This window comes from Streptomyces sp. NPDC031479 (assembly GCF_055581065.1).
The window spans coordinates 208,004-234,614 of record NZ_JBVIKC010000009.1 but is presented as its reverse complement, the minus strand read 5'-3'; the positions used below and the strand labels follow the sequence as shown (position 1 = coordinate 234,614).

Sequence of the window (26,611 nt, the reverse complement as noted above, 5' to 3'; positions counted from 1 at the left end):
GGGTGGGGTGGGGGGGGGGGGGGGGGGGGGGGGGGGGGGGGGGGGGGGGGGGGGGGGGTTTCCCCCCCCCCCCCCCCCACGCCCGCTCGTCGTCAGACGCTCACCCAGGTCACCACAGAGGTACGGGCAGCGGAGCTGTGCTCAGTGCCGGAATGGCCCAGCGCTGCGGGTTGGTGGCGTTGCAGTCCCACAAGTAGAGCTGGGTGCCGCTCTGCATGTTGCCCGCGTCCACGCACCGTCCGGAGACCGGGTTGTACAGGCTGCCGTCCGCCCGGGGCAGGAACTGCTGGGCGGGGTGGTTGTGGCAGCCCACGATCTGGATCGGTGTGCCGTTGGAGGTACCGGCACCGGTGGCGTCCAGGCACTTGTCCTGGTGGCGGATGGTCCCGTCGGCGCGGATGTCGAACTTCTGGGCGTTGCCACCACCGATCATGTTGCAGTCCCAGGCCTGGATCTTGTTCCCGTCGACGGGCCGGCCGTTGTCGTTGTCCATGCAGTGGCTCGGTTTGGCGGCCAGGGAGATGGGGCCGGTGGCTCCGGGCGCTGTGGGCGGGGCGGCGTAAGGGTAGACGGCCAGGTTGCTGACGCCGCCCTTGAGGCCCTCGTGGTAGTAGTCGGCCCTTCCGTTCTCCTTGTACCGGCCCAGGACGAGGGGGCCGCTTGGAGGGGGGCTGGTAGCCGCGTTGTGGTGGCCGACGGAGGCGAGCGTGCCGTTCACGTAGAGGCTCATCAGCCCGGTCTCCGCGTTGTAGACGGCGGTGAGCTGCTGCCAGGCGTCAGGGGTGTACCTGGCCGCGTCGTTGACGGTCTTGGTGGACCAGTCGTACGCGGAGCCGTCGACGTCGGCGTAGGTGAGCCCGAAGGCCCAGTTCTTCGAGTTGGGATCGGCGAAGATCGCGAAGGCGCTGTTGCGGTTGTTGTCCTGGCTGATGACGGCACCGCTGGCACCGGGCTTCACCCAGGCGCTGATGGTGAAGCTCTGCCGTGTGTCGACGACGGGCACCTCCGTGGTGATGGTCGAACCGGGGCCGTTGAACGCGGCGTACGGGGTAGTGCGGCCCGCGATGGGGGCCGTGGGCCACGTGATACCGGCCACTTCTGCAGGGAAGCTGCCGACAGCGCTGGGTGTGGTCGTGCTCCTGGAGAGACCCGTCAGCTTCCACTGGGCCTTGGGCGCGGTGACGTTGCCCAGAAAGGACGGGGTCTGGTTGATCCCCGTGACGTTGAGGGGCTGGCCGGTGCCAGTGCCGCTGAAGGTCGCAAGCTGCCTGTTGGCATCGACGGCCCAGAGGTCCGCCAGATTGTCGCCCGTGACGTCACCCGCCGAACCGAGGGTCGGATAAGCGGTTCTGCCGATGCCGGTGGCGATTTTCACGCGGCTGGCGGCGCCTCCCCAGGTGGTTGGGTCGAGGAGCCCGTTGGGCCCCTTGCTGCCGAGGGTCCGGAAGACTTCGCCGGAGGCGTCGTCGCGCAGCCACAGGTCGGGAACGGAATCGCCGTTCAGGTCACCGGGGGCGACGACGGTGAACTTGTCCCAGTCGCCGTTGCCGACGAGGACGGGCTCACCGTTGCTGTCGAGGGTGTTGAAGATGCTGCCGTAGTAGGCCCACAGCTGCTTGCCCTGCTTGACCAGGAGGTCGGGCACGCCATCCCCGTTGAGGTCGCCGGGCGCGACGACCTGATCGGCGTTGTACCAGTGGTCGTCGCCGTTCCAATCGTTGCCGTAGTCACATCCGATGCCGGGGTCCTTGACCGGACAGGCGACCGTGAGTTGGGAGGGCTTGTTGAGGACCGAGCCCTGTCCGTTGTTGGGATAGGTCCAGAGTTTCTTCTGGGTCATGCCGGAAGGCTGCTGGAGGGAGACGAGGTCGTTGTATCCGTCGCCATCCCAGTCTCCCTGGGTTCCGATCTGGGCTCCGTTGAAGGAGACACCGCCCTTGGCGGCAGCCGAGAACTTGCCGTTGCCCTGGCCGGCATAGGTGAGCAGGCTGCCCTGTGAGTCAACGGTCCAGATGTCCCTGTTGCCATCGCCGTTCAGGTCGTTCGGGCCGTCCTGGGACTGCGAACGATTGGCGTAGTACAGGTAGGTCGCCGTGTCGGAACGGTTGCCGGCCTTGTCGACGGTGATCGCGTAGACGAAATGCGGTCCTGCTCCTGGGGGCGTGAGGGTCACGCTGGCGTCAGGGGCGACCGCCTGCGGAGCGGGCTCGGTGTCCGTGTAGTAAAGGATCTCCTTGGCATCGGTGATGCCGTTGGCGGAGAAGGTGAACGTGCCTGAGGCCCGGGCCTTGCCGGTGTTGGCTGGCCAGCCGTTCCTGCCGTCCGGAAACTGGGTGGAGCTGATCACCGGAGGTTTGCTGGGGCGGGTACGGTCCACCAGGAACGTGCAGGTGCCCCAGTCGGAGTACGTGTCGTCCTGGTCCTTGGCACGAACCTTCCACTTATAGAAGCCATTGGGCAGGGTCGAGTCAGGGACGCTCCAGGTCGCGACCTGGCCGTTGTTTGCTGGGATCGACTGCGTCGCTATCACCTTGTAGCCCAATCCCACTTCGGACAGCCTGGAGAGCTCGAACTCGGCCTTGAGGTTTCCACCATCCCGGTCCTCGATCGTTGCGAACAGACTCACGCGGGCGTCACCGATGACGTCGCCGAAGGGGCCCAGGTCACAGGAGGCGTATGGGTTGGTACCCAGGTTCCGCGGGGTGCGAGGAGGGTAGTTGTACTCCGTCTCCAGCGTGATCGTCTTCGGGTCGAAGCGCTTCCACTGGTACACGTCGCCCTCGTTCGAGGCGTAGAGACCCAGTGTCACGCTCGCCCAGCCCTTGGAGGCGGATTCCTTGGCCGCCTCCGTGGCATCGAACTCAAGGTTGCCCTGTGCGCATCCCTCGTAGCCTTTGGCGGCGGTGACGGTCGTGAGTCGCGTCCCCTTGGCCGGCTGGTTGTTCCACGTGGTCTTGGACGAGATGGGGCCGGTGGTCCACAGTTCCACCGGAGTCGCCGTGCAGGACCAGGACCAGGTCTCCTTCACGCGGAAGGTCGACTTCGAGACCAGGGCCCCCTTGATGTTCGAGGTGTCCAGCTGGAAGAAGGAGCGCGAGAGCCCGTTCGTGTCGCTCTCGTAGCCGACCCGCACGTCCTGCTTGGTGTTCCAGTACGAGTTGTTCGGCCAGCTCCGGTAGGCCCAGGCCCAGTTCTGGCGTTCGCCCCACGCGACCGAAGGGTCGATGTAGACGGGGTACTTCGTCTGCGCGCCGGTCAGCAGGGCCTGGTCCGGCCGGATCTCCAGGGCGTCGCCGGCGACGGTCGTGGGCATCTGGGCGTCCTTGGCCCCTGACGGCGTCACGAACGCGTCCGAGGGCGCTCCGCCGCCGGTTCCGGGATCGGCGGCCAGGGAGCGTGCAGATGCCGCCGAGCGGGCCTGGGGGGCGGGCGTGGCTCCGGTGGTCGTGGAGTCCCACATCATGGGGGCCGAGGCGGTGAAGACGTTCTGCCCGGCAGGGTTGACCGCGGTCAGCAGTCCGGTCGTCGGGTCACTGGTGACGTTGAGACCGACCGTGTCGAGCTTGAACTTCAGCAGCGCAAGATCCGGATGCTTCGCCGCCTCGGGCGTCTTGACCACCAGCAGCTGTGAGAAACCCTCGACCTCGGCCTTGAGCTGTAAGTCCACGTCCGGCAGCACGTTCGGGTACGTGGCCACGTTCTCGGCCAGCGTCGGCTTCGGCAGTGGCTTGGGCCAGGTCAGCGACAACGTGCGTCCGTCCCGTACGCCGGTCAGCAAGGGGCCCGTACCGCCGCCCGAGAAGGCGATCGAGACGGCCGACGCGTTCGGCGTGACCTTTCCGTCCGAGCCGAAGCGCAACGTCGGGTCGGACGCGACCCATACCCCGCCCTGCCGCACCCGCACCGTCGTTCCGTAGCGCTTGACCGACCACTTGCCGTTCGGCAGCGCCCAGGTGTCCGAGGAACCCGTCCGCGCCGACGCCAGTTCGTAGGGCTGACCAGTTTCTTTCGCCTTGGCGAGAGCGAAGTCCTCCGGGCTCATGGAGCCGTCGGCCACCGGGTCGGTGGCGGCGACAGCCGCGGTGGCAGGCTGCAATACGGCCAAACCGCTAGCTGCTATTGCGCCAATGAGAGTCATGGAAATGGCTCTCGACATCCCTTGCCGGCCGGGCTTTCCGGAGGAGGGTCTTTCAGTTTTCACCCGAACTCCAATCATTCGATATTCGCGGCGACTGTACTCGACCGGCTGCGGGAGAGGCACCCTGTGACCTGCAAGATTCGGCGCTTCTGGGGTTTAATGTGGCGTTTTGGTCCGGGAGATATGTTTTGTATTAATTGATGTTCCGCAACCTCGAATTCAAGCCATTATCGGCGTGTCGGACTCGCGAATTGGGGCTGTTAGTCTGCGCCGGTAATTTCCTGGAAATGTGGGGTGGGGTGTGAGACGATCTCGAATGAGAGGGCTTTCTGCGGCATTGGCCGCAGCGGTCCTCTCCGGCCTGCTGCCGAGTGCGGTGGCCGTAGCGGATAGCAAAGGTGGACCGTTACTTCCCGAGCTCAAGCAGCCGAAGGCCGTACCGGTGGCGCCGGTCCGGACCGGCGGAACGACGAAGCCCGATGCCGCGGTGGAGAGACCGTGGCGGGCTCCGAAGGTGGCCTGGCCCGCAGCGAGTTCGGCCGAGGTGGACCTGGCGTCGGGCACGGCCACCAAGGCCATTGCCTCCGGCGGGCAGGCTTTTACCGCCGGGTCCGGCTCCCTGCCGGACGGGAAGTTCCCGGTCGCGGTGCACGCCGCACCGGGCGGGGGCGTCGCGACGCCGGCCAAGGTGAAGGTCGCCGTCAGCGCCCGGGACGGCGCCCGCAAGGCGGGTATCGACGGCCTGCTGCTGTCGGTAGGACGCTCGGACGGGGCCCAGCAGCCCGCGTCGGCCGGGGTCGAGGTGGACTACAACGGCTTCCGTGACGCGTACGGCGGCGACTACGCCTCCCGCCTGCACCTGGTGGAACTCCCGGCCTGCGCGCTGACCACGCCGGACCGCTCCGAATGCCGTACGCAGAAGCCCCTGGCGACGCGGAACGACACCCGCTCGGGCAAGCTCACGGCCCAGGTCGCCGTGCCGGGTTCAGCGCCGCAGGCGGCCAAGCCCGCCGGGCTGTGGGCCGCGCCGGCGGCTGCCGCCGGATCCACGGGCATGGTCCTGGCGGCGACGGCCGGCGCTTCCGGTTCGAGCGGCGACTACAAGGCGACGCCGATGGGGCCCTCGGGCTCCTGGAACGCCGGTGGATCGACCGGGGCGTTCTCCTGGTCGTACAACGTCGCGACACCTGCCGTACCGGGCGGCCTTGTGCCGAAGATCTCCCTGGACTACAACTCCCAGTCGGTGGATGGCCGCACTGCCGCATCGAACACCCAGGCCTCCTGGATCGGCGACGGCTGGTCCTGGGATCCGGGCTTCATCGAACGCAAGTACAAACCATGTGTTGACGACAAGACCGGCAGTACAAGCACCGCCAAGATCGGTGACCAGTGCTGGTTCAACGACAACGCCACGCTCTCGCTCAACGGCAAGTCCACGGAGCTCGTCTTCGAGCAGGGCAAGGGCTGGCACCCCGCGTCCGATTCCGGGGAGAAGGTCGAGAAGCTCACCGGTGCCGCCAACGGTGACAACGACGGTGAGCACTGGAAGATCACCACGACCGACGGCATGCAGTACTTCTTCGGTCTGAACCGTCTTCCGGGCTGGAAGGACGGGTCCACGCCCACGACGAACTCCGCTTGGACGGTTCCCGTCTACGGCAATCAGGCGGGCGAGCCCTGCTACAACGCCTCTTTCGCGAGCGCCTGGTGCCAGCAGGCCTGGCGGTGGCAGCTCGACTACGTGGTGGCCCCCGGTGGCAGCGCCATGGCCTACTACTGGAAGACGGAGAGCAACAACTACGGGCGGAACGTCTCCCAGACGACCGGCAAGGGCACCGTCACCCCCTACACGCGTAGCGGCTGGCTCGACCACATCGACTACGGCCTGCGCGCGGGGTCGGTCTACAGCGCCAAGGCCATGGGGCAGGTCACCTTCGACGTGTCGGAGCGATGCCTCACCAACTGCGGGACTTTCGACGAGGCCAATGCCAAGAACTGGCCCGATGCACCCTACGACCAGTTCTGCAAGGACGGCTCCGCGGAGTGCAAGAACCAGTTCTCGCCCACTTTCTGGTCGCGCATGCGCCTCACGGGCATCAACACCAAGGTTCTGACCGGCGGTACGTACAAGGACGTCGACTCCTGGGCCCTGGAACAGAGCTTCCCGCCCTCGGGTGACGGCATTTCCACCCCTCTGTGGCTGAAGTCCGTCACCCGCACGGCCAAGGCCGGCGACGCCCCCGACGTGACCCTTCCTCCCGTCAGCTTCGCGGGCGAGCAGAAGGCCAACCGTGTCGACAAGACGGGCGATGGGCTCGCCCCCTTCATCCGCCTGCGCCTGTACCAGGTGACCACGGAGTCCGGCGGCACGATCGGTGTCACCTACTCGCAGCCGGACTGCACCACCGCCACGCTGCCCGCGGCGGACGCCACGAACGCCACCCGTTGCTATCCGGTCAAATGGGCCTTCGAAGGCGAGACGGCGAAGCTGGACTGGTTCAACACCTACGTCGTGAGCCAGGTCGTGGAAGGCGACAACCTGGTCGACTCGCCCGACAAGGTGACCTCGTACAGCTACCTCGGCGGAGCCGCCTGGGACAAGAGCACGGACGAGTTCACCAAGTCTGAGGATCGCGTCCATTCCGTCGCCCGCGGATACGAGCGCGTGCAGGTCCGTGTCGGGGCCGTCGACGAGCCGAAGTCCCTGACCGAGATGCGCTACTTCCGCGGTCTCGACGGCAAGGAGGTCACGGACGGCACCGGAACGTCGGTCACCGACCGCCCCGAGTTCGCCGGCCGGCCCCGGGAGTCGGCCACCTACGACGGTGACGACACGGGCAAGCCCCTCACCGCGACCTCCAGTACCCCCTGGCGCTCGGACGTCGTGGCCCGGCGGGTCAGGCCCGGTCTGCCCGACCTCGTGTCGTACCGGACGGGAGTCGAGAAGGCCTCCACCCGTACCGCTGTGACCAGTGGGACCCGTACCACCGAAGTCACCCGGCACTATGACGACTACGGCATGGTCGACTGGGAGTCCCAGTCCGGCGACATCGCGAAGAGCGGCGACGAGACCTGCACGACCAGTAGCTATGCCCGCAACACGGCGAGCTGGATCCTGGACAAGGTGAGCCGTGTCGAGACCGTGGCCGTGCCCTGCGGCACGGCGGTCAATCGGCCGACGGACGTCATCTCCGACAACCGGACCTACTTCGACAACGGGGCGTTCGGCACCCTGCCGGGCATCGGCCTGCTCACCAAGACCGAAACGATCAACGCGAGCGGCGACGGCTACGACACCGTTTCCTCGGTCCCCAGCACCTGCGGCGCCGCCAAGGACCAGCTGTGCTACGACGCCTACGGGCGCCAGCTGGCCATCGCCGACGCGTACGGCAGGCTCACCACCATCACCCTGACGCCCGCCACCGGAGAAGTCGCGACCACCATGGTCGTGACGAACCCGAAGGGCCACGCGGTGTCGTCGGAGCTGGACCCGCTGCGTGGGCAGTCCACGAAGGTGACCGACGCCAACGGCAAGGTGACCACGACTGCCTACGACGCCCTCGGGCGTACCTCGAAGGTCTGGTTGCCCAACTGGTCGGCGGCCGGAAACCCGGACAAACCGAGCCGCCAGTTCGAGTACGTGATCCGCAACGACGGCCCGAACGTCGTCGTCTCAAAGTCGCTGACTCACGATTACCAGTACTCGGTGGATTACTCCATCCAGGACGGGCTGCTGCGCCAGCGCCAGTCCCAGACCGCGTCGCCCGACCTTGCGGGTCGTCTGATCACCGAGACGTTCTACGACACGAAGGGCCGGCCCTGGCGGAACTCGGGCACCTACTACGCCAACGGCCTCCCCGAGGCGCAGCTCACGACCGGCCTGGAGAGTGCCTATCCCGCCTCTGTCGACACGGTCTACGACGGTGCCGACCGCCCCACTGCGGTGATCTCCAAGAAGTTCGGGGTGGAGACGAAGCGGACCACCACCAGCTACGGCGGTGACACCACCACGGTCGTCCCGCCGCAAGGCGGTACCTCCACGACCACGGTCGTGGATGCCCTGGGTCGGACGGTCGAACTCAAGCAGTACACCGACCCGGGACGCATGACGTCGCAGTCCACCCGGTACACGTACAGCAGGCTCGGACGTCTGGCCCAGGTCACCGACCCGAGCGGTGCCCAGTGGACGTACACCTACGACGTACGTGGCTCCCAGTCAGAGGTGAACGATCCGGACAAGGGCACCACGAAGACCGCCTATGACACGGCAGGCAAAGCCACGGACGTGACCGACGCCCGTGGAATCACCCTGCACACCGACTACGACGAGCTCGGACGCCCCACGGCGGTCAAGCAAGGCGGAACGGTCCTTACGTCGAACCTCTACGACACCGTCGCCAAGGGGCGCCTGAGCAAGTCGGTCCGCTTCATCGACGGTCGGGCCTACGAGTCGGAAGTCACGGTCTACGACAACCTCTACCAGCCACTGCAAGCACAGGTGAACATCCCGGCGGCACCTGACGTCGGGGCCCTGGCCGGCACGTACAAGTGGACGAACACCTACAACATTGCCGGGCAGCTCCTTACGACCAAGCAGCCGGCCATGGGAGATCTGCCCGCAGAGACGGTCGGCAGCACCTACAGACCGGTCTCCGGCCTCCTCAACAGCATGGGTGCGGGCAACAGCCGGCTCGTCTCGGCGATGACGTACGACCACTACGGCCGCAGCATCCGCCAGGAACTGGGAGCTTCTGGCCAGAGGGTGTTCACCTCGACCGAATATGACGAACACACCGGCATGGTTTCGCGGTCCTACAACGATCGGGAGGTAGCACCGAACAGGCTCGATGACACGCGCTACACCGCTGACCCCGCGGGCAACCTGACGGCCATCGCCACCGCCTTCGGCCAGGACTCGGACCGCACCACGGACACCCAGTGCGTCGGTCTCGATGCCCTGCGCCGCATCGTCGAGGCATGGACCAATCAGGGTGAAACCTGTGCGGCAAAGCCTTCCGACGCGGTCGTCGGCGGACCGGACGCCTACTGGACGACCTACACCTACGATGCGGTGGGCAACCGGAAGACGGAGACCAAGCACAAGACGGATCCGGCGGCGGCCTCCGACACGGTCCGTACGTACGCGGCGCCGACGGCCGGCAAGCACGACCTCACCAAGGTCACGCAATCGGGCGCCGACGCACGGGACGAGGCCTTCACCTACGACGCATCCGGCAACACCAAGACCAGGAAGATCGGAACAGCCGAGACCCAGTACCTGGAGTGGGACGCCGAGGGGCACCTCAAGGCCCTCGACCAGGGCGCGTCCAGCAACTCGTTCGCCTATGACACTGCCGGCCAGCGTCTGCTCCGAAAGGATTCGACCGGCGTCACCCTCTACCTCCCGGGCGGCAACGAGCTCAAGCTCGACAAGTCCGGCAAGGTTACGGGGACCCGCTACTACGGCGGCGTCGCGATGCGCACGGGCGGCAAACTCACCTTCACCCTGGCCGACCACCACGGCACAGGCACCACCCAGATCAGCGCCGATGCGACGCAGACCGTCGAGCGTCGCAAGACGGGGATCTTCGGTGAGGAACGGGGCACCCGGTCCACAGCTTGGACCGGCGACAAGGGCTTCGTCGGTGGAACCAAGGACGCGGACAGCGGATTCACCCACCTCGGAGCCCGCGAATACGACCCTCTGACGGGTCGCTTCATCTCCGTGGATCCGCTGATGGACCTCTCCAGCTCGCAGCAGCTCCACGGTTACGTGTACTCCAGTAACAACCCCGTTTCTCTCAGCGATCCCACCGGCGAGATCGAGAGGGACTGCCTGAACGGGAACTGCGGAGGCCACTACAACCCGCGTGACGACAATCTGTCCGTCAACGACCCGGCTCGCCCCAACGGGATGACGGGCGGTTACGACAGTACCCCCGCCGTCTACAGGCCGACTGTCAACGACCAGGTATGGCTCAACAAGAGCGACAAGCCGCTCCGGCTTCCCAAGAACGCCTCGCCGAAATTCCTCAAGGAATACCGGAAGCAGCTCACCATTGAGCTCCGCTTTGTCGTGAACAATGAGCGGGGGACGATCTGGACGGCGCAGACGACGGCGCTGCTGAACGCCTGCGAAGCCACCGACTGCGCTGATCTCGGATACTACGCCGAGCTCAATATCGCTGCGAAGCTCGTGAACGGCGAGGTCCAGCCCTATGAGATACCCGGAGGATCCGGCGGCGGCATAAGGCTTCAGGACGGTACCCGGACGAAGCCTGCCAAGGGTGGCGGCTGCAATTGCTTCCTCGCGGGCACTCAAGTGGTCATGGGTGATGGTGAATCCAAGGCCATTGATGAGATCCAGATAGGGGACGAGGTCCTCGCGACTGACCCGAGATCGGGGGAATCCGGGAAGCGGCGTGTAACCGGGCTGATCGCTACCGAAGGTGACAAATTCTTTAACAAGTTATCCATCGCGACAGGTGAAGGGGTCGAAGACCTCAGCGCTACTCACGAGCACCCTTTCTGGTCGCCATCCCAGAATGCCTGGGTTGCTGCCAGCGACCTGAGGGCCGGCATGTCGGTGATGGTCGAGGGCGGCAACGCGGCAATCATCGTAAAAAATGAGCCGTACGCGCAGCACGTGAAGACCTACAACCTGACGATCGAAGACCTCCACACGTACTATGTGCTGGCGGGCGAGACTCCGGTCCTCGTACACAACGCCACATGCCCTAAGTATGAGAATCCGGGGCACCACGATCCGACGGGTGGTCCGAACCCGTATGTTCCGAAGAAGGCAGTGCTGCCGGGTGATGCTGAGGAGCAGTTCAGCAAGAGCGTCCTCGTTGACGGCACCAGGTGGACCAAGGTTGGCTCCGGTAGAAATGCCGAATACTACCGCTACTTCGATGACGGCAACGGCGCGTGGCACTGGAGTGGCAGTACCAACGGTGTGACGAAGTCGGGTACCCCGGTTCCGATCCCGATGAGTCGTGTGCCCATTCAGGTGAGGAGAGGCTAGACGTGAGGTTCTTGACCGACGATGGTCGATTCGGATTTCTTGTCGCCCCATTGAAGGGCCGGAGAATGTTCCGTTTCCAGCTCATCGTGGACGGTCAATTGATCGGTGACACCGAACCGTGCATTCTGGGTACAGCTATGGCCAGGCTGGGAGGCCTGACGCATCTGGACGATGATCGTCTTGGCCTCTTGTTCTCAGATAGGGATGTCGTACTCTCGGCGTTGCTGACCGAGGAGGAACTCCACGACCGCGCAACCCTGTCTATCGCCGAGTCGTTGGATGACTGGTTGATCCACGGATATGTATATAACGGCAACGTAGTTGTGGTGGCGCGAGGTGACGAGGATGGATCAATGACGGGCCCTACGTTGGTCGCGGTCGTGGCGTCTGCTGAGTACGATCCGATTTTCGAGGCAGCGCGAAGTTATTGGTCGAGCGTTAATTGCTCTCCGGTTACTTGATTTGCCAATTCAAGGGAGGGGGTTAATTGCCAGCTGGGGGCAGGTAGGTTACCGCGCTGAGCGATAGGGAAGCTGGTCCTATCGAGGACGGATCTCCACTCGAAGCTGCATGAATTTTCCGCGCGCGCCTATGAAGCCCCCACCAGATGCGACTGATGGGGGCTCCATAGGTGTCTGACGTCAGTGCTTGACGGCAACGTCAGCGGACGGTGCTGCACAAAGTGGCGCTTTGTCGTCGTTGTCGGGCTCGGCGGCGGTTCCGAGGGCTACCGAGGGCGCGGGCGAGGAGAGCGGTGCGGCGTTCAGAGACGCGCGTCTTGGTGGGCAGCGTGGTGAGGCCGCCGGCGCTGGTGCGCTGCAAGGTTCGGCGGATGGCGGCGATGCCCGCGTTGAGGTCGAGGCATTCTCAGTGGAGGCCAAAGAGTCGTCCTTGAGTAGTCCAGTGTGGAGGGTGAGTTCGAACAGCGCGTACATCCCGTGCCGTTGGGCAGTGGTGAGGAGCTGACGGGCTTCGTCAGTGGCGAGGGGTTCGAAGCAGTGGGGTCGGGGGCGACGTTGCGCGAGATCTCCTCTTCGCTCACAGCGTGTTCCAGGGCGGACTTGAGCACCCAGTGGATGTAGGTGAGCGTCAGTGGGGAGAGCGGCTTGCGGCAGCACTGGCCGGCGACGCAGCAGCGCGGCTGGTCACGAAGGGCGTCGATGCCCCGCGCGCAGCACTGGCAGGTGGTGCGGAGCTGGTTGAGCTCCCGGTGCGGACGTCCTTGGCAGTGAGCTTGGTCAGCTTCTTCTTGCCAAGACCGGGGACGGGATAGCAGTTGACGAATGCGGTGTAGTGGGTGTGGGTGTTCTCGCGCAGCGGATGAAGTCGGTCGCGTGTGGGCGGGGATGCGGCGTGGGCGGCCGAGCTAGAGGCGGTCCATAACCTGCGGCACCGTCAGCAACTCATCGGCGTGCTCAGCGTCTCGTCGGGCGCGGTGGTTCTGCGGGCGGTCATCAGCCGCCCCTTCAGCGATGAACTGCCGGGAAAGTTCTCTGCAGTGTCAGAGGGCGATGGCGAGGAGCGCGGCGCCGGGACTGTAGCCGGAGTCGAGGTAGGCCTCGGCGGGCAACGAGGGTCGTGTCCGGATCGGGGTAGGGCAGGCCGGCGCGATGGGCAGGAAGGTGACAAGGGGCGAGCGTAGTGCGGAGCTCCGTGGTGGCAGCGGAGCGGTGCTGCGGGCTCAGGATGGTTCGGGGATGGACGGACTCCCTGCGGGCGCTTCAGCGGGGCGGGGAGGTTCCGGCGTGCTGAGGGGCTGGGGCGGGGTGTGGTCGAGGCCGCGCCAGGCGGGGAAGAGGGGCGGCGCCAGGGTGGTCAGGAAGTAGACGGCGCCGAAGGCCAGGAGGGCGTGCGTGATGCCGAAGGCGTCCACGAGGAGGCCCGCCGCGAGGCCGCCGAGGGGCATCACCAGCTCGCAGCCCGCCATGGTCACGCCGGAGACGCGGCTGCGCAGTTCCTCGGGGACGAGCTCGTACATCACCGTGCCGAGGATGGGGTTGAGCATGCCCGCCCCGAGGCCGGAGAGGGCCATGACGACCGCCAGCGGTGGCGCGGTGTCGGTGAGGGCGGCCGTCACGTAGCGGGGTGCGCCGCAGAGGAGGAAGGCCACCGCGAACACCGCCCGGCGGGGGAAGCGCTCGCCCCACGCCCCGTAGAGCAGGGCGCCCAGCAGGGCGGAGCCGCCGAACAGGGAGACCATCAGGCCGACCGCGCCGGCGCTGCCGAGGTCCTCGCGGCCGTGCACGGGCAGCAGGACCGAACTCCAGCCCTGGTCCAGCCCGTTGGTCATCATCACCATCAGGGTGACGCCCATCAGGAGCCGGGAGCGGGTCAGGAAGCGCCAGCCCTCGGCCATCTCGGCCCGGTAGGCGCCGAACGTCACCTTCTCCGGGGTGGGTTGCGGGTCGGCGGCGGCGACCCCGCGCACGAACGCCGTCATCAGCAGTGCCGAGACGGCGAAGGAGGCCGCGTCCAGGAGCAGGACGGTCTCGGCGCCGACGAACGTGATCAGCAGGCCGGCCGTGGCGGCCCCGAGCATGCGGGCTCCGCGCGAGACGGCGTCGTAGAGGCTGGACGCCCGGCCGATGGTGGTGCCGGCGTGCTCGGCGAGGGCGGGGAGCAGGACGTTGCGGGCGGTCAGGCCCGGGGTGTGCACGAGGCCGCTGACGGCCATCAGCGCGCACAGCATCCAGAACTCCAGCAGGCCCGCGTAGTGGAGCAACGGGATCGCGCCGACCGCGAGCGCGCAGATGAGGTCGGAGGCCGCGGAGACGCGGCGGCGGCCGATCCGGTCGATCAGCGGGCCGCCGACGAGCGCGGCGACGATCACGGGCAGGGTGGCGCAGAAGGCGACGACCCCGGCCCGGCCGGCGCTCCCCGTGGTCTGGAGCACGAACCACGGGACGCCGATCAGGGTGAGTGAACTGCCGGCTATGGAGATGGTGTTGGCGGCCAGGAGTGCGGTGAGGGGGCGCCTGCTCATGCCGCGTGCTGCCGGACGCGGGCGTGGACGTGGGCCGGTTCCATCAGGCGCAGTCCGGCACTGATCAGGGCCTCGCCGAGCCGGTTGCGCAGGGCCGGGACGGCGTGGGTGGCGCGGGCGGAGTGGGCGGGGGCGGCGCTCTCGTGCGCGAGGTGCCAGGCGGCGGCCTCGGCGGCGAGTTCGGCGGTGCGGGCGGCGTGGATCTCGGCGTGTATCTCGGCGTACGGGAAGGCGTGCATGGCAGGACTCCTTCGGTGGTGGTGTCGCTCGGGAGGGAGTGGGGCGGGCCCGGGGCCTACGCGCCCTCGCGGCGCGGGAAGGCGTGCGTGTGGACGCGCACGCTCTCGGTGCCCTCCGACTCCGGCAGGTCGCGGTAGTCGTTGACCAGGTCGTGCATCTTCTGGATCAGTTCGATTGCCTGCTCGGCCGTCAGCCGCAGGGTGAAGTCGCTGATGTCCGAGCCGCGCCGCCATTTCTGCGGCCAGCCCTCGGCGGTGCCGAGCCAGGCGTTCATCTCCTGGGCGTGGATGTTCGCGATCTCGTGGAGGAAGAGCTCCGCCGCGCCGCGGGTGGCCGGGTCCTCGTCCTGGAGCAGGGATTCGTCGAACGCCGTGCCGTCGTGGGCGGCCTTCCACCAGCGCTCGCGGCCCTTGCCGTGCTCGGGGGCGTCCTCGACGAACCCGTGCGCGGCGAGCTGGCGCAGGTGGTAGCTCGTGGCCCCGCTGGACTCCCCGAGCTGCTCCGCCAGCTGCGACGCGGTGGCGGGGCCGTTGCGGCGCAGGGAGGAGAGGAGCCGGATGCGCAGGGGGTGGGCGAGGCCGCGCAGGGAGCGGGCGTCGAGCTTCCGGACGTTGGGCTCTTCGCCGCCGGGCTGCGGGGCGCCGGATGCGGCGTTCTTCTCGGGCATGGCTCAACAGTAGAGTTGCAAAGAGTCCTATGCAAGGGTTTCTTTGCAACGTCTTCTTTGGAACTCCCCGGACGGCTCAGCCCTCGTGCGCCGCCTGCTCCACCAGCGGGATGATCCGCAGCGGCACCGGGTTCTCCATCACGATCGCCGTCGACGCCCGCACGATCCCCTCGAAGCCGACGACCCGGTCGATCACCCGCTGGAGGTCGGCGTTCGAGCGCGCCACGAGCCGGCACAGCATGTCCACGGTCCCGGTGGTCGTGTGCAGTTCCAGTACCTCCGGCACGCCGGCCAGGTGGGTCCGTACGTCCGCCCCCTGCCCCTGCTTGATCTCCAGCGTGGCGAACGCCGTGACCGGATACCCCAGGGCCGCCGGGTCGACCTGCGGGCCGAAGCCGCGGATGACCCCGTTGGACTGGAGCCGGTCCAGCCGTGCCTGCACCGTGCCGCGCGCCACCCCCAGGCGCCGGGAGGCCTCCAGGACCCCGATCCGCGGTTCGCGCGCGAGCAGGACGATGAGCCGGCCGTCGAGTTCGTCGATGCCCATGGGAACCTTCCCTCATTCGGCTGGTCATACTGCACAGATCTCTCAGTCATCATGCGCTGGTGCTGGGCATTCTGTACAGGAGAAAGGGAAACTATTGCGCAGCTTGTGGAAGGGCGGGACTCTGCGCTCATGACTGAGTCTCTGGTGAACCTCGAAACCACCCCGCACACCGCGCGTGAGGCAGACCCCTTCCCGGTGAAGGGCATGGACGCGGTCGTCTTCGCCGTGGGCAATGCCAAGCAGGCCGCGCACTACTACTCCACCGCCTTCGGCATGAAGCTCGTCGCCTACTCCGGACCGGAGAACGGCAGCCGCGAGACCGCCAGCTACGTCCTCACCAACGGCTCCGCGCGCTTCGTCCTCACCTCGGTCATCAAGCCGACGACCGACCACGGCCGCTTCATCGCCGAGCACGTCGCCGAGCACGGTGACGGCGTCATCGACCTCGCCATCGAGGTCCCCGACGCCCGCGCCGCGTACGCGTACGCCGTCGAGCAGGGCGCGCGCGGGCTGGACGAGCCGTACGAGGTCAAGGACGAGAACGGCACCGTGGTGCTGGCCGCCATCGCCACCTACGGCCAGACCCGCCACACGCTGGTCGAGCGCACCGACTACGACGGCCCGTACCTGCCCGGCTACGTCGCCGTCGAGCCGATCGTCGCCCCGCCGGCGAAGCGGACCTTCCAGGCCATCGACCACTGCGTCGGCAACGTCGAGCTCGGCCGGATGAACGAGTGGGTGGCGTTCTACAACAAGGTCATGGGCTTCACGAACATGAAGGAGTTCGTGGGCGACGACATCGCGACCGAGTACTCGGCGCTGATGTCGAAGGTGGTCGCGGACGGCACCAAGAAGGTCAAGTTCCCGATCAACGAGCCGGCGATCGCGAAGAAGAAGTCGCAGATCGACGAGTACCTGGAGTTCTACGGCGGCCCCGGCGTCCAGCACATCGCCCTCGCGTCGAACGACATCGTGGCGACCGTGCGGACGATGCGGGCGGCGGGCGTCCAGTTCCTGTCCGTGCCGGACTCGTACTACGACACGCTGGGCGAGTGGGTCGGCGACACGCGCGTGCCGATCGACGAGCTGCGCGAGCTGAAGATCCTGGCGGACCGTGACGAGGACGGCTACCTGCTGCAGATCTTCACGAAGCCGGTGCAGGACCGTCCGACGGTCTTCTTCGAGATCATCGAGCGGCACGGGTCGATGGGCTTCGGCAAGGGCAACTTCAAGGCCCTGTTCGAGGCGATCGAGCGGGAGCAGGAGAAGCGGGGCAACCTGTAGGTCGCCTGGGCCCGGGTCCCCGGGCGGGGCGCGGGCCGGCCGCCGGCGGGGGTGGGGCGGGCCGGGGACTGCCGCTGCGCGGAGCGGCATCCCCCGGCCCACCCCACCCTTCTGCCGTCCCCGGCTGCCCCGGCCCCCGGGGAGGGCTCCGGTCAGGTGGAGGACGGGCTCGGCTCCGGTCAGGTGGAGGACGGGCTCGGCTTCGGTGAGGCCGGCTTCGGTTTGGGCTTCGGGGGGTTGGGCTTCGGGAGTTCCGGGGCCACCCACGGTGTGCGGGGCTGCATGTTCTCCGGGCCGCCCGAGGGGGGCTGGCCGATCGTGGCGAGGGCTTCCTTCGCGAGGGGGCCGCGCACCGGGGAGAAACCCGGGTTCGTCCGCAGGGCCTCCTCCAGGTGGCGGCGGGCCGCCGCCTCGTCGCCCAGGCCCCGCTCGATCATCGCCCGGTGGTAGGAGAACTCCGCACTGCGCACCCCCAGCTCGGTGGCCTTCTTCGCGTGCTCCAGGGCCGCCGTGTCCTCCCCGCCGCGGTGCAGCGCCCAGCCCAGGGCATCGGCCACCTGCACGCTCTTGTGCCGCTTCCACTCCGCCGACAGGCGGCGTACGGCGGCGCCCGCGTCCCCGTGGTCGGCCTCGAACAGGCCCAGGACCACCGCCTCGTTGACGCCGTTCGCCTCGCGGCGCGCCGCCAGCACCGACACGGCCTCGTACTGGACCCGGGCCTCCTCCGGCCGTCCCAGCGAGTCCAGCAGCTCGCCCAGCTCCAGCGCCAGGCGCGGCTCCGGCGTACGGCCCAGCGCCAGCCGGTAGTCCCGGACCGCCTCCCCGCCCCGGCCCAGCGCGGCCAGTGCCCGTGCCCGGCCGCCCAGGGCCTCCGCCCGCGCCGGGTCCGTGCGCAGCGCGGCCTCCTGCTGGCGCAGCGCCTCCGCCGCGTCACCCCGCTCGAAGGCCAGCTCCCCGAGCCGGTACAGCACGTACGCCTTCTCCGCCGGCGCCTTCGCCGCGCCCGCCGCGTGCTCCAGCGACACCACCGCGTCCTCGCGCCAGCCGCGGTCCCGGTAGACCTGGGCGGCCCGCAGGTGCGCGGCCAGCCCCTCGCGGAGCTCCGACAGCTGCTCCAGCGCCTTCTGGGCGGCCTTGTAGTCGCCGAGGCCCGTGTACGCGTCCACGAGGACCGGGTACGCCGTCCAGCGCCGCGGCGCCTGCGCCCGTACGAGCTCGCCCCACTTCTTCGCCGTCCCGAAGTCCGCGCGGGCGTTGGCGAGGGCGCCCATGCCCGTCATCGCGTCGAAGTTGCCCTTCTCCGCGGGCCGGGTCTCCAGCGACCGCTTGAGCGCCTTCTCCGCCTTCGGGTACCAGTCCGATTCGGCCGTCCGCCGCGCCTGTTCGAGGTACGCGGACCCGAGCACCGCCCACGAAGCGTCGTCGTCGGCGTGCGCGGCGACCCACTTTTCCCGGTCCGCCACCAGCGCCGTCAGGTCCACCGCGGCCGCCGGGGCGCCCACGCCGACCGCCGACGCGGCCCGTTCGCTCGGCCCCGGCGGGCGGGCGTCGTCGCCCGTGCGGGCCGGGCGGATCAGCAGGGCCCCGGCGATCAGGACCACCGCCACCGCGGCCGCCACCACCGTCTTGCGGCCGGTGAAGGTCACGGGCGGCGCGGGCTGCTGCGAATGCTCGTCGAAACCGTCCATGCGCTCACTGTGCGTCAATATGAAGAGCTCGCCGAGGTGTCCGAAGCCGGTCGCGGCCGTGTTCACACCGATGGCCCCGGCTGTCACGCTGGCCCCATGGATGACGATCTGCCGGCACGGCTTTCCGCACGGTCCCCCGAGCAGCCCCCCGAGGAGTTCTCCGAGGAGCCCGCCGCGTACTCCTCCGGGCGGCCCTCCGCGCAGCGGCTCGTCGCGCGCCTGCGCGAGGGGCTCCCGCCCGAGGCCGTCCTCACGGATCCGCAGGTCACCGCCGCCTACGCCACGGACATGGCGAGCTTCTGCGTCGCCGGCACGCCCGCCGCCGTGGTCCTGCCCCGCACCGTCGAACAGGTGCGGCACGTGATGCGCACCGCGACCGCCCTACGGGTCCCGGTCGTCCCCCAGGGCGCCCGTACCGGCCTGTCGGGCGCCGCCAACGCCTCGGACGGCTGCATCGTGCTGTCCCTCGTGAAGATGGACCGGATCCTGGAGATCTCCGCCGTCGACCGGATCGCCGTCGTCGAACCGGGCGTGGTCAACGCGGTCCTCTCGCGGGCCGTCGCCGAACAGGGCCTGTACTACCCGCCCGACCCGTCCAGCTGGGAGCAGTGCACCATCGGCGGCAACATCGGCACCGCCTCGGGCGGCCTGTGCTGCGTCAAGTACGGGGTCACCGCCGAGTACGTGCTCGGCCTCGACGTGGTCCTCGCCGACGGCCGGCTGCTGCACACGGGCCGGCGTACCGCCAAGGGGGTCGCCGGATATGACCTGACCCGGCTCTTCGTGGGCTCCGAGGGCAGCCTCGGCGTGGTCGTCCGGGCGGTGCTGGCGCTGCGGCCGGCGCCGCCCCGGCAGCTGGTGCTGGCCGCCGAGTTCCCCTCCGCCGCGGCGGCCTGCGAAGCGGTCTGCGCCGTCATGGAGGCGGGGCTGGCGCCCTCGCTGCTGGAGCTGATGGACCGGACGACCGTCCGCGCCGTCAACGCCCTCGGCCGCATGGGCCTGCCCGAGAGCACGGAGGCGCTGCTGCTGGCCGCCTTCGACACCCCGGACGCGCCCGACGGTCTCGCGGCCGTCGGCCGGCTGTGCACCGCCGCCGGCGCCACCGCCGTCGTCCCCGCCGAGGACGAGGCGGAGTCGGAACTCCTGCTCCAGGCCCGCCGGATGTCCCTGACCGCCCTGGAGGCGCTGAGGCCCGCGACGATGATCGACGACGTCTGCGTACCCCGGTCGCGGCTCGCCGAGATGCTCGCCGGCACGGAGGCCGTGGCCCGGGAGTACGGGCTGCTCATCGGCGTCTGCGCGCACGCCGGCGACGGCAACACCCACCCGGTGGTCTGCTTCGACCCCGCGGACGAGGACGAGGCGCGGCGGGCCCGGGAGTCCTTCGACGCCATCATGGCGCTGGGTCTGGAACTCGGCGGGACGATCACCGGCGAGCACGGGGTCGGGGTGCTGAAGAAGGAGTGGCTCGCCCGCGAACTCGGGCCGGTGGGCCTGGAGATGCAGCGCAACGTCAAGCGGGCCTTCGACCCGCTCGGGCTGCTCAATCCCGGCAAGCTCTTCTGAAGGCGAGGGGGAGGAAAAGGGGGCCGGGGACGGGGCCTGCGGGGCGCGGTCGTCGGGCGTGAGGTCGTCAGGCGTGTGGTCGTCGGGCGTACGCATCACAGGTCACCGTCCGCCGACTCGTCCGAGGGCCACGGGTCGCGCAGCCACAGCTCGTCCGCCGGGGTCGGGGTCAGCAGCTCCGCCAGCGCCGCGTCCAGTCCGAGCCGGTCCGCCTCGGTCCCCGGCGGCACCACGCGCAGGGTCCGCTCCAGCCATGCCGACACCGATCCGGCCGGGGCCTCCAGCAGGGCGTCGCCGTCGGGGGAGCTGAGCGCCATGCACAGGACCGCCCTGCTGTCGATCTTCGTGGGCCAGATCCGGACGTCTCCGTGCCCGCACGGACGGAACACCCCCTCGACGAGCAGCTCGCGCGCGAAGGTCCAGTTGACCGGGGCGCTGGAGCCGGTGTGGAAGGTGACGTGCACGGCGAACGGATCGTCCGTGAGGTACAGCAGCCTGGCGGGGACGGGGACGCTCCGCTCGGGGGACAGGACCAGCTTCAGTTCCAGTTCGCGTTCGATGACGGGGTGGTGCATGGCGGCCTCACTTCGGTGCTTCGCTTGCGGGCGCGGGGCCGGGACTGCCCCACACCCGCAGAGAGCGTCCGTGTGCCCGGGTATGACGCGACTTTCGGCACCGAAGGAGAGGTTGGCCGAAATCTATCGGCTGACCGAAAACAATCGGGTGGAGTGACGTTCGCTCGAAGGCTTGGAATCTCCCGTTACCGGACCTGTCGGGAGGGGGTTCTTGGCTATGGTCCTCCCCTTGGGTCCTCCCCTGCACAATCCTCAAGCCACGATCGGAGTTGGGGACATTGACGGCCTCCCCTGGTGACGGCGAGCGCGCGGCCCGCGAGGGCTACTACCCCGATCCGTCCATCCCCGGGTACGTCCGGTACTGGAACGGCGCTGCCTGGGTCCCCGGTACGAGCCGCCCCGCCGCCTCCGTCGCCCCGGCGCCCGCCCCCGCCGCGGCGCCCGCCCCTGCCGCGGCGTTCGCCTCGGCCTCGGCCTCGGCCTCGGCGCCGGCTCCCGCGTCCGCTCCCGCGTCGGTGTCCGGACCCGCTCCCGTGGACGAGACGGGGCCGGTGTTCCTCGACGAAACCTCCGCGACCGAGGCGCTGACCGGGCCGCGGACCGGCGTCGGCCCCGGCCTCGGCGCGGGTCCCGGGGCGGGTCCCGGAGCCGTCCCCGGACCGGGACCGGATTGCGATCCGGCGGGCTGGCAGGCCGACCCCCTCCACCAGGCCGGCTTCGGCGGCCCCCGCGACGTGCGCGTCTCCTGGGGCGGCCCGGCGGAACCGGAGCACCGGCCCGGGGGGATCTCCCTGGCCCGGCCCGCGCCCGCCGCGGCTCCCTCCGCCCCCGCCCGGCAGCTTCCGGCGCAGGCCGCGGCGGAGAGCGGGGGCGTCCTCTCGGCCCGCCCGCCGGCCTGGCCCGACGCCCCGGGGGCCGGCGCCTCGGGTCTCACCTCCAGCTGGCCGGAGGCCGCCCCGTCCGCTCCTCGGGCGCGAAGCGCGCCGCGGCCCGTGGCGTCACCCGAGGTACGGGGCCCGGCCCATCCGGCCCACCCCCACCCGGCCCCGTCCGAGGCCGAGCCGTACGGCGGGTGGCCCCCCTCGGCCCCCTCGGCCCCGTCCCCCACGGCAGCCCCTTCGGCCCCGCCGGCCCCCTCGGCGTTCGAGCCGCGGGATGCCGGCCGGAGCCCCGTGAGCGCTCCGGCGCCCGCCCGCCCGGCCCCCGTCCGGCCCCGCCCGGAGGCGCGCGAGGCGGCGGCCGAGTCCCCGTCGCGGTCCGCGCCGCCGCCCGCGCCGCGTGGCACGGAACCCGCGGCTCCCTCCGGGTTCCAGCCCCGTGGCGCGGAGAGCGCCGCCCCCGCCGCCGCCCCCGTCCCTCCCGCGGAGGCGACCCGGGCCGTCTTCGAGGAGATGGCCGAGCGCGCCGTACGTCCCGCCGGGCTGGTCCGCCGGACCCTGGCCCGCGCCGTGGACTCCCTCGTCCTCGCCGGGGTCGCGACGGCCGCCGCGCTGCCCCTCGTACCGGAGGTGACGGCCCACGTACAGGTCAAGGTCGAGGAGGCGCGGGCGAGCGGGCGCACCACCACGGTGTGGCTGCTCGACGGCACCATCACCGGCTACCTGGGTCTGGTCCTGGCGGCCGTCCTCGTCTTCGGGGTGTTCTACGAGGCCCTGCCCACCGCACGCTGGGGTCGCACCCCGGGCAAGAAGCTGTTCGGGGTCCGCGTGCTGGCCACCGCCACCCTGCGCCCGCCGGCCTTCGGGGCGGCCCTGCGGCGCTGGCTGGTGTACGCCCTGCTCGGCCTGCCGGGGAGCCTGTGGTGCCTGGTGGACCGCCCCCGCCGCCGGGCCTGGCACGACCGGGCCGCCGGGACGTACGTGGCCCGGTGAGCGCCGCGGCGGGGCCGTGCCGGGCCCGGCGCCGGGGGCGGTACTCCGAACGGACGCGGTCCCGTTGCGGACCCCGCGGACCCGGGTTCGACTCGGGCCATGAGTACCGACCAGCCGCCGGGCCAGCCGCCCGAGGACGACCCGTTCCTCAAGAAGCCCCAGGAACCGACGCCTCCGTCGGGCGGTTCGCCGTACGGCTCACCGCCTCCGCCCCCCGGCGGCGGCAGCCCGCCCCCGCCGCCCCCGCCCCCCGGCGGCGGGTACCCCCCGCCTCCGCCCCCGTACGGCGGCGGAGGCGACCCGTACGGCGGGGGAGGCGGCTACGGCATGCCCGATCCGCTCGCCGGGATGCCCCCGCTCGCCGACTTCGGCAGGCGGCTCACGGCGCGCATCATCGACGTGTTCATCGTCGGGGTGCCGCTGTTCCTCATCCAGCTGGCGTTCGGCAGGAACCGGTACATGGTCGACACGGACAGGGGGGAGGACGTCAGCGAGGTCATCACGAAGTCGTACAACGGCTCGGGCCTGGTGTGGACGCTCGTCTCGATCATCGCGTACGTCGGCTACGACTGGTGGCTCACCAAGCAGAGCGGCCGAACGGTCGGCAAGAAGGTCATGGGCCTGCGCGTCGCGATGCTGAACGACGGCAGCGTGCCCCCGTCGAACGCCTCGCTCGGCCGCGCCGCCGTGCTCTGGATCCCGACCCTGGTGTGCTGCTTCTGCCTGTGGCCGCTCGCGCTGATCGTGTCGATGCTCGTCGACAAACCGTACCGGCAGGGCCTGCACGACAAGGTGGCCAAGACCGTGGTGGTCAAGACGACTTAGACGCGTACGCCTACGCGTACGCGCACGGGTCCGCGCGGGCGGCCGTCCCTCCGGGGGTGGCCGCCCGCTCCGGTGTTCCCGCTCAGAGGTGGACGGGGTGCTCGGCGGGGGCCGTTCGCGGTTCGGGCACCCGGTGGGCGTCCGGGGCGGTGGCGGTGGCGGCCGCCTGCCCCGTCCGCCCGGCGGCGTGCCGGCCGCGCCGGCGCGGCTGCGGCACGGTGAGGGCGACCAGCAGCCCCAGGGCGAGCGCGGCCGCGGAGATGACGGCGACGCCGAGCCCCGTGCTCGTCTGCGAGAGCAGCAGCATGGCGATCGTCGACACGATGACGGTGGCGGACCCGTAGGCGAGCTGTGCGGCAGTCGGACGCGGCATGGCGTGTTCCGTCCTCAAGGCGGGGAGGGGGAGTCGGCTCGACCGGTCGCGCGTCAAGTGACTCCAGGACGGGATGCCCGAGCCGCACCGGAAGTAAGCGTGACCTTACCCACGGTGTCGCAGCACGGGGGGCGCACGGGCTCTCGTGATGCGCCGTCACCGGCCTCCGTGGAGCGCCCTTCGCCCTGGATGACCCCCGTTGGCGACGGAACGTCCGAATAGCGGAACTCCTTGACCGCATAGTGCAGTTGTAAGGAAGAAGTCAAGGTCTGTCTTTTCTTTAGACTCTCCGGTCAAATGTCGTCACTTGAGACGCGCGCCGCGCGGAACCCCCCGCTCCTATGGAGACGTTCCGACCTACGTTGCGGCCGCGGGAGGGGAACGACATCAAGTGACCGGCAATTCCGTCAGACGACGCACCCTGCGCACCCTGGCCATCGGTGTGACCATGGCCGCCTGCGCGACCAGCGCCACCTTCTTCACCGTCACCGCGGCCCAGGCCGAGGACAAGGGCCCGGGCGTCTCGGCTTCCGACCGGCAGGACCCGACCGCTCCTGCCAAGCTCGTCGACCACGACCTCAAGGGGCCGTTCAGCGAGCAGCAGGCGAAGCAGAAGAAGGCCGCCCTGGAGCAGGTGCTGAGCGGCAAGAAGGACGTCGAGCAGCGCGGCGCCTCGAAGGTCGTCAAGCTCGACGACAAGAAGTACGTCGAGCTCGGCCGCGAGAAGACCGACAAGATCTTCACGATCCTCGTCGAGTTCGGCGACCAGGTCGACAACACGACCATGTTCGACCCGGACGGCCCCGACGGCCCGAAGCCGCCCGCGCCGAAGTACGGCGGCACCCCCGGCCCGCTGCACAACCAGATCGCGCAGCCTGACCGCGCGAACAACAACAGCACGGCCTGGCAGAAGGACTACAGCCGCCAGCACTTCCAGGACCTGTACTTCGGTACCGGCCAGGGCAAGGACTCGCTGAAGACCTACTACGAGAAGACCTCCTCGGGCCGCTACTCCGTCGACGGCCAGGTCGCCGACTGGGTCAAGATCCCGTACAACGAGGCCCGTTACGGCTCGAACTACTGCGGCCAGACCAACTGCTCCAACGTGTGGGACACCGTCAAGGACGGCGTCAACGCGTGGGTGGAGGCCCAGAAGAAGGCCGGCAAGACCGACGCCGAGATCAAGGCCACGCTGGCGCAGTACGACCAGTGGGACCGCAACGACTACGACGGCGACGGCAACTTCAACGAGCCCGACGGCTACATCGACCACTTCCAGATCGTCCACGCGGGCGAGGACGAGTCGGCCGGCGGCGGAGTGCAGGGCACCAACGCGCTGTGGGCGCACCGCTGGTACGCGTACGGCACCGACGCCGGCAAGACCGGCCCGGCGAACAACAAGGCCGGCGGTACCCAGATCGGTGACACCGGCATCTGGGTCGGCGACTACACGATGCAGCCGGAGAACGGCGGCCTCGGCGTCTTCGCGCACGAGTACGGCCACGACCTCGGTCTGCCGGACCTCTACGACACCTCCGGCGGCGGCGACAACTCCGTCGGCTTCTGGTCCCTGATGTCGGCCGGCTCCTGGCTCGGCGACGGCAAGGAGTCCATAGGCAACGTCCCCGGCGACATGACCGCCTGGGACAAGCTGCAGCTGGGCTGGCTGAACTTCGACAAGGCCAAGGCCGCGACGAAGTCCACCCACAAGCTGGGTGTGTCGGCGTACAACACCAAGGACAAGCAGGCGCTGCTCGTCGAGCTGCCGAAGAAGCAGGTCAAGACCGACATCGTCGCTCCCGCCGAGGGTTCCTCGCAGTGGTGGAGCAACATGGGTGACGACCTGAAGAACACCCTCACCCGCTCCGTCGACCTGACGGGCAAGAAGTCCGCCGCCCTTTCCCTCAAGGGCTGGTGGGACATCGAGCAGGACTACGACTTCCTCTACACCGAGGTGTCCACGGACGGCGGCGCCACCTGGACCGCGGTGGCCGGCACCGCCGACGGTGCGGCCATCCCGAACGACGCCTCCGGCAGCCCGTCGCTGACCGGTGTCTCCGGCGCCTGGAAGTCCCTGAACTTCCCGCTCGACGCCTACGCGGGCAAGAAGGTCGACATCCGCTTCCGCTACCAGACGGACGGCGGCGCGGGCGGCAAGGGCTTCGCCGCCGACGCCCTCAACCTGACCGCGGACGGCGCCACCGTCTTCGCCGACGGTGCCGAGAACGGCGACAACGGCTGGACCGCCAAGGGCTTCTCCCGCCAGGGCGCCGGCTTCACCAAGGAGTACGCGCAGTACTACCTGGCCGAGAACCGCCGCTACGTCTCGTACGACTCGACCCTCAAGGTCGGCCCGTACAACTTCGGCTTCGCCAACACCAAGCCGGGCTGGGTCGAGCACTACCCGTACCAGGACGGCCTGCTGCTGTGGCTCTGGGACACCTCCCAGAAGGACAACAACACCAGCCAGCACCCGGGCTCCGGTCTGATCCTGCCGATCGACGCCAACGCCAAGCCGATGAAGTGGTCGGACGGCACCCTGCTGCGGAACAAGATCCAGCCGTACGACGCCCCGTTCAGCGCCTACTCGACGGACGCGTTCACGCTGCACAAGAACGGTGAGGCGCTCTTCGTCAAGCCGAAGCCGGCCCAGCTGGTCTTCGACGACCACAAGGGCAAGTACTGGTACGAGGAGAACCCGACCGGTTCGGTGAAGGTCACTGACACCAACACCAAGATCAAGATCGCGAAGGAGACCTACGACGGCCTCCAGATGACGGTCGAGGTCGGCCCCGCCGCCAAGTAACTCGGCAAAACTGCAGGTCAC

Annotated in this window: 15 protein-coding genes; 7 read left to right on the top strand and 8 right to left on the bottom strand. The window is 69.2% G+C overall.

The window, feature by feature from the left end; genetic code table 11:
* Positions 1 to 109: 109 nt before the first annotated feature.
* Positions 110 to 4,105 (bottom strand): ricin-type beta-trefoil lectin domain protein, encoded by a 3,996-nt coding sequence (locus ACZ5D2_RS13670; RefSeq protein WP_468929074.1) that lies wholly within the window; start codon positions 4,103 to 4,105, stop codon positions 110 to 112.
* 370 nt (positions 4,106 to 4,475) lie between these two features.
* Between ACZ5D2_RS13670 and ACZ5D2_RS13665 the strand changes: the two genes are divergently transcribed.
* Together ACZ5D2_RS13665 and ACZ5D2_RS13660 are read left to right on the top strand one after the other, a co-directional pair.
* The gene (locus ACZ5D2_RS13665; RefSeq protein WP_468929072.1) at positions 4,476 to 11,165 is read left to right on the top strand and encodes a polymorphic toxin-type HINT domain-containing protein; all 6,690 of its coding nucleotides are present in this window, start codon (positions 4,476 to 4,478) and stop codon (positions 11,163 to 11,165) included.
* 2 nt (positions 11,166 to 11,167) lie between these two features.
* Positions 11,168 to 11,626 carry a hypothetical protein gene (locus tag ACZ5D2_RS13660; RefSeq protein ID WP_468929070.1) on the top strand — a complete coding sequence of 153 codons (459 nt, stop codon included), beginning with the start codon at positions 11,168 to 11,170 and terminating at the stop codon, positions 11,624 to 11,626.
* A 1,220-nt stretch (positions 11,627 to 12,846) separates the two neighbouring features.
* On the opposite strand, the gene ACZ5D2_RS13655 is transcribed toward ACZ5D2_RS13660, so the two are convergent.
* The 4 genes from ACZ5D2_RS13655 to ACZ5D2_RS13640 form a co-directional block, all read right to left on the bottom strand.
* Positions 12,847 to 14,148 (bottom strand): MFS transporter, encoded by a 1,302-nt coding sequence (locus ACZ5D2_RS13655; RefSeq protein ID WP_468929069.1) that lies wholly within the window; start codon positions 14,146 to 14,148, stop codon positions 12,847 to 12,849.
* The gene (locus tag ACZ5D2_RS13650) at positions 14,145 to 14,387 is read right to left on the bottom strand and encodes a hypothetical protein (RefSeq protein WP_371678364.1); all 243 of its coding nucleotides are present in this window, start codon (positions 14,385 to 14,387) and stop codon (positions 14,145 to 14,147) included. The genes ACZ5D2_RS13655 and ACZ5D2_RS13650 overlap by 4 nt, the downstream gene beginning before the upstream one ends.
* 56 nt (positions 14,388 to 14,443) lie before the next feature.
* On the bottom strand, positions 14,444 to 15,055 hold the full coding sequence (locus tag ACZ5D2_RS13645; RefSeq protein WP_468929067.1) for an ArsR/SmtB family transcription factor: 612 nt from the start codon (positions 15,053 to 15,055) through the stop codon (positions 14,444 to 14,446).
* 76 nt (positions 15,056 to 15,131) lie between these two features.
* Complete coding sequence (locus ACZ5D2_RS13640) at positions 15,132 to 15,602, bottom strand: Lrp/AsnC family transcriptional regulator (RefSeq protein ID WP_371678366.1); 471 nt, start codon at positions 15,600 to 15,602, stop codon at positions 15,132 to 15,134.
* A 129-nt stretch (positions 15,603 to 15,731) separates the two neighbouring features.
* Between ACZ5D2_RS13640 and hppD the strand changes: the two genes are divergently transcribed.
* Positions 15,732 to 16,886 carry a 4-hydroxyphenylpyruvate dioxygenase gene (gene hppD / locus ACZ5D2_RS13635; RefSeq protein ID WP_371678367.1) on the top strand — a complete coding sequence of 385 codons (1,155 nt, stop codon included), beginning with the start codon at positions 15,732 to 15,734 and terminating at the stop codon, positions 16,884 to 16,886.
* 179 nt (positions 16,887 to 17,065) lie between these two features.
* Here hppD and ACZ5D2_RS13630 read toward each other — a convergent pair whose 3' ends face one another.
* Complete coding sequence (locus ACZ5D2_RS13630) at positions 17,066 to 18,661, bottom strand: tetratricopeptide repeat protein (protein ID WP_468929064.1); 1,596 nt, start codon at positions 18,659 to 18,661, stop codon at positions 17,066 to 17,068.
* Positions 18,662 to 18,670: 9 nt separating this feature from the next.
* On the opposite strand from ACZ5D2_RS13630, the gene ACZ5D2_RS13625 reads away from it, so the two are divergent.
* Positions 18,671 to 20,140 (top strand): FAD-binding oxidoreductase, encoded by a 1,470-nt coding sequence (locus ACZ5D2_RS13625; protein WP_468929062.1) that lies wholly within the window; start codon positions 18,671 to 18,673, stop codon positions 20,138 to 20,140.
* A gap of 95 nt (positions 20,141 to 20,235) precedes the next feature.
* Here ACZ5D2_RS13625 and ACZ5D2_RS13620 read toward each other — a convergent pair whose 3' ends face one another.
* Positions 20,236 to 20,715, bottom strand: a complete 480-nt coding sequence (locus tag ACZ5D2_RS13620; RefSeq protein ID WP_371678370.1) for an SsgA family sporulation/cell division regulator — start codon at positions 20,713 to 20,715, stop codon at positions 20,236 to 20,238.
* Positions 20,716 to 20,993: 278 nt separating this feature from the next.
* Here ACZ5D2_RS13620 and ACZ5D2_RS13615 point away from each other — a divergent pair, with 278 nt between their 5' ends.
* Both ACZ5D2_RS13615 and ACZ5D2_RS13610 read left to right on the top strand, forming a co-directional pair.
* Positions 20,994 to 22,586, top strand: a complete 1,593-nt coding sequence (locus ACZ5D2_RS13615; protein ID WP_468929059.1) for an RDD family protein — start codon at positions 20,994 to 20,996, stop codon at positions 22,584 to 22,586.
* A 99-nt stretch (positions 22,587 to 22,685) separates the two neighbouring features.
* Entirely contained in the window at positions 22,686 to 23,411 is a 726-nt protein-coding gene (locus ACZ5D2_RS13610; protein WP_371678372.1) for an RDD family protein, read from the top strand.
* Positions 23,412 to 23,493: 82 nt separating this feature from the next.
* Here the strand turns inward: ACZ5D2_RS13610 and ACZ5D2_RS13605 are convergent, their stop codons facing one another.
* On the bottom strand, positions 23,494 to 23,784 hold the full coding sequence (locus tag ACZ5D2_RS13605) for a hypothetical protein (RefSeq protein WP_371678373.1): 291 nt from the start codon (positions 23,782 to 23,784) through the stop codon (positions 23,494 to 23,496).
* A gap of 448 nt (positions 23,785 to 24,232) precedes the next feature.
* Between ACZ5D2_RS13605 and ACZ5D2_RS13600 the strand changes: the two genes are divergently transcribed.
* Positions 24,233 to 26,590: an immune inhibitor A domain-containing protein gene (locus tag ACZ5D2_RS13600; protein WP_371681261.1), complete on the top strand. Its 2,358-nt coding sequence runs from the start codon at positions 24,233 to 24,235 to the stop codon at positions 26,588 to 26,590.
* Positions 26,591 to 26,611 lie beyond the last annotated feature (21 nt).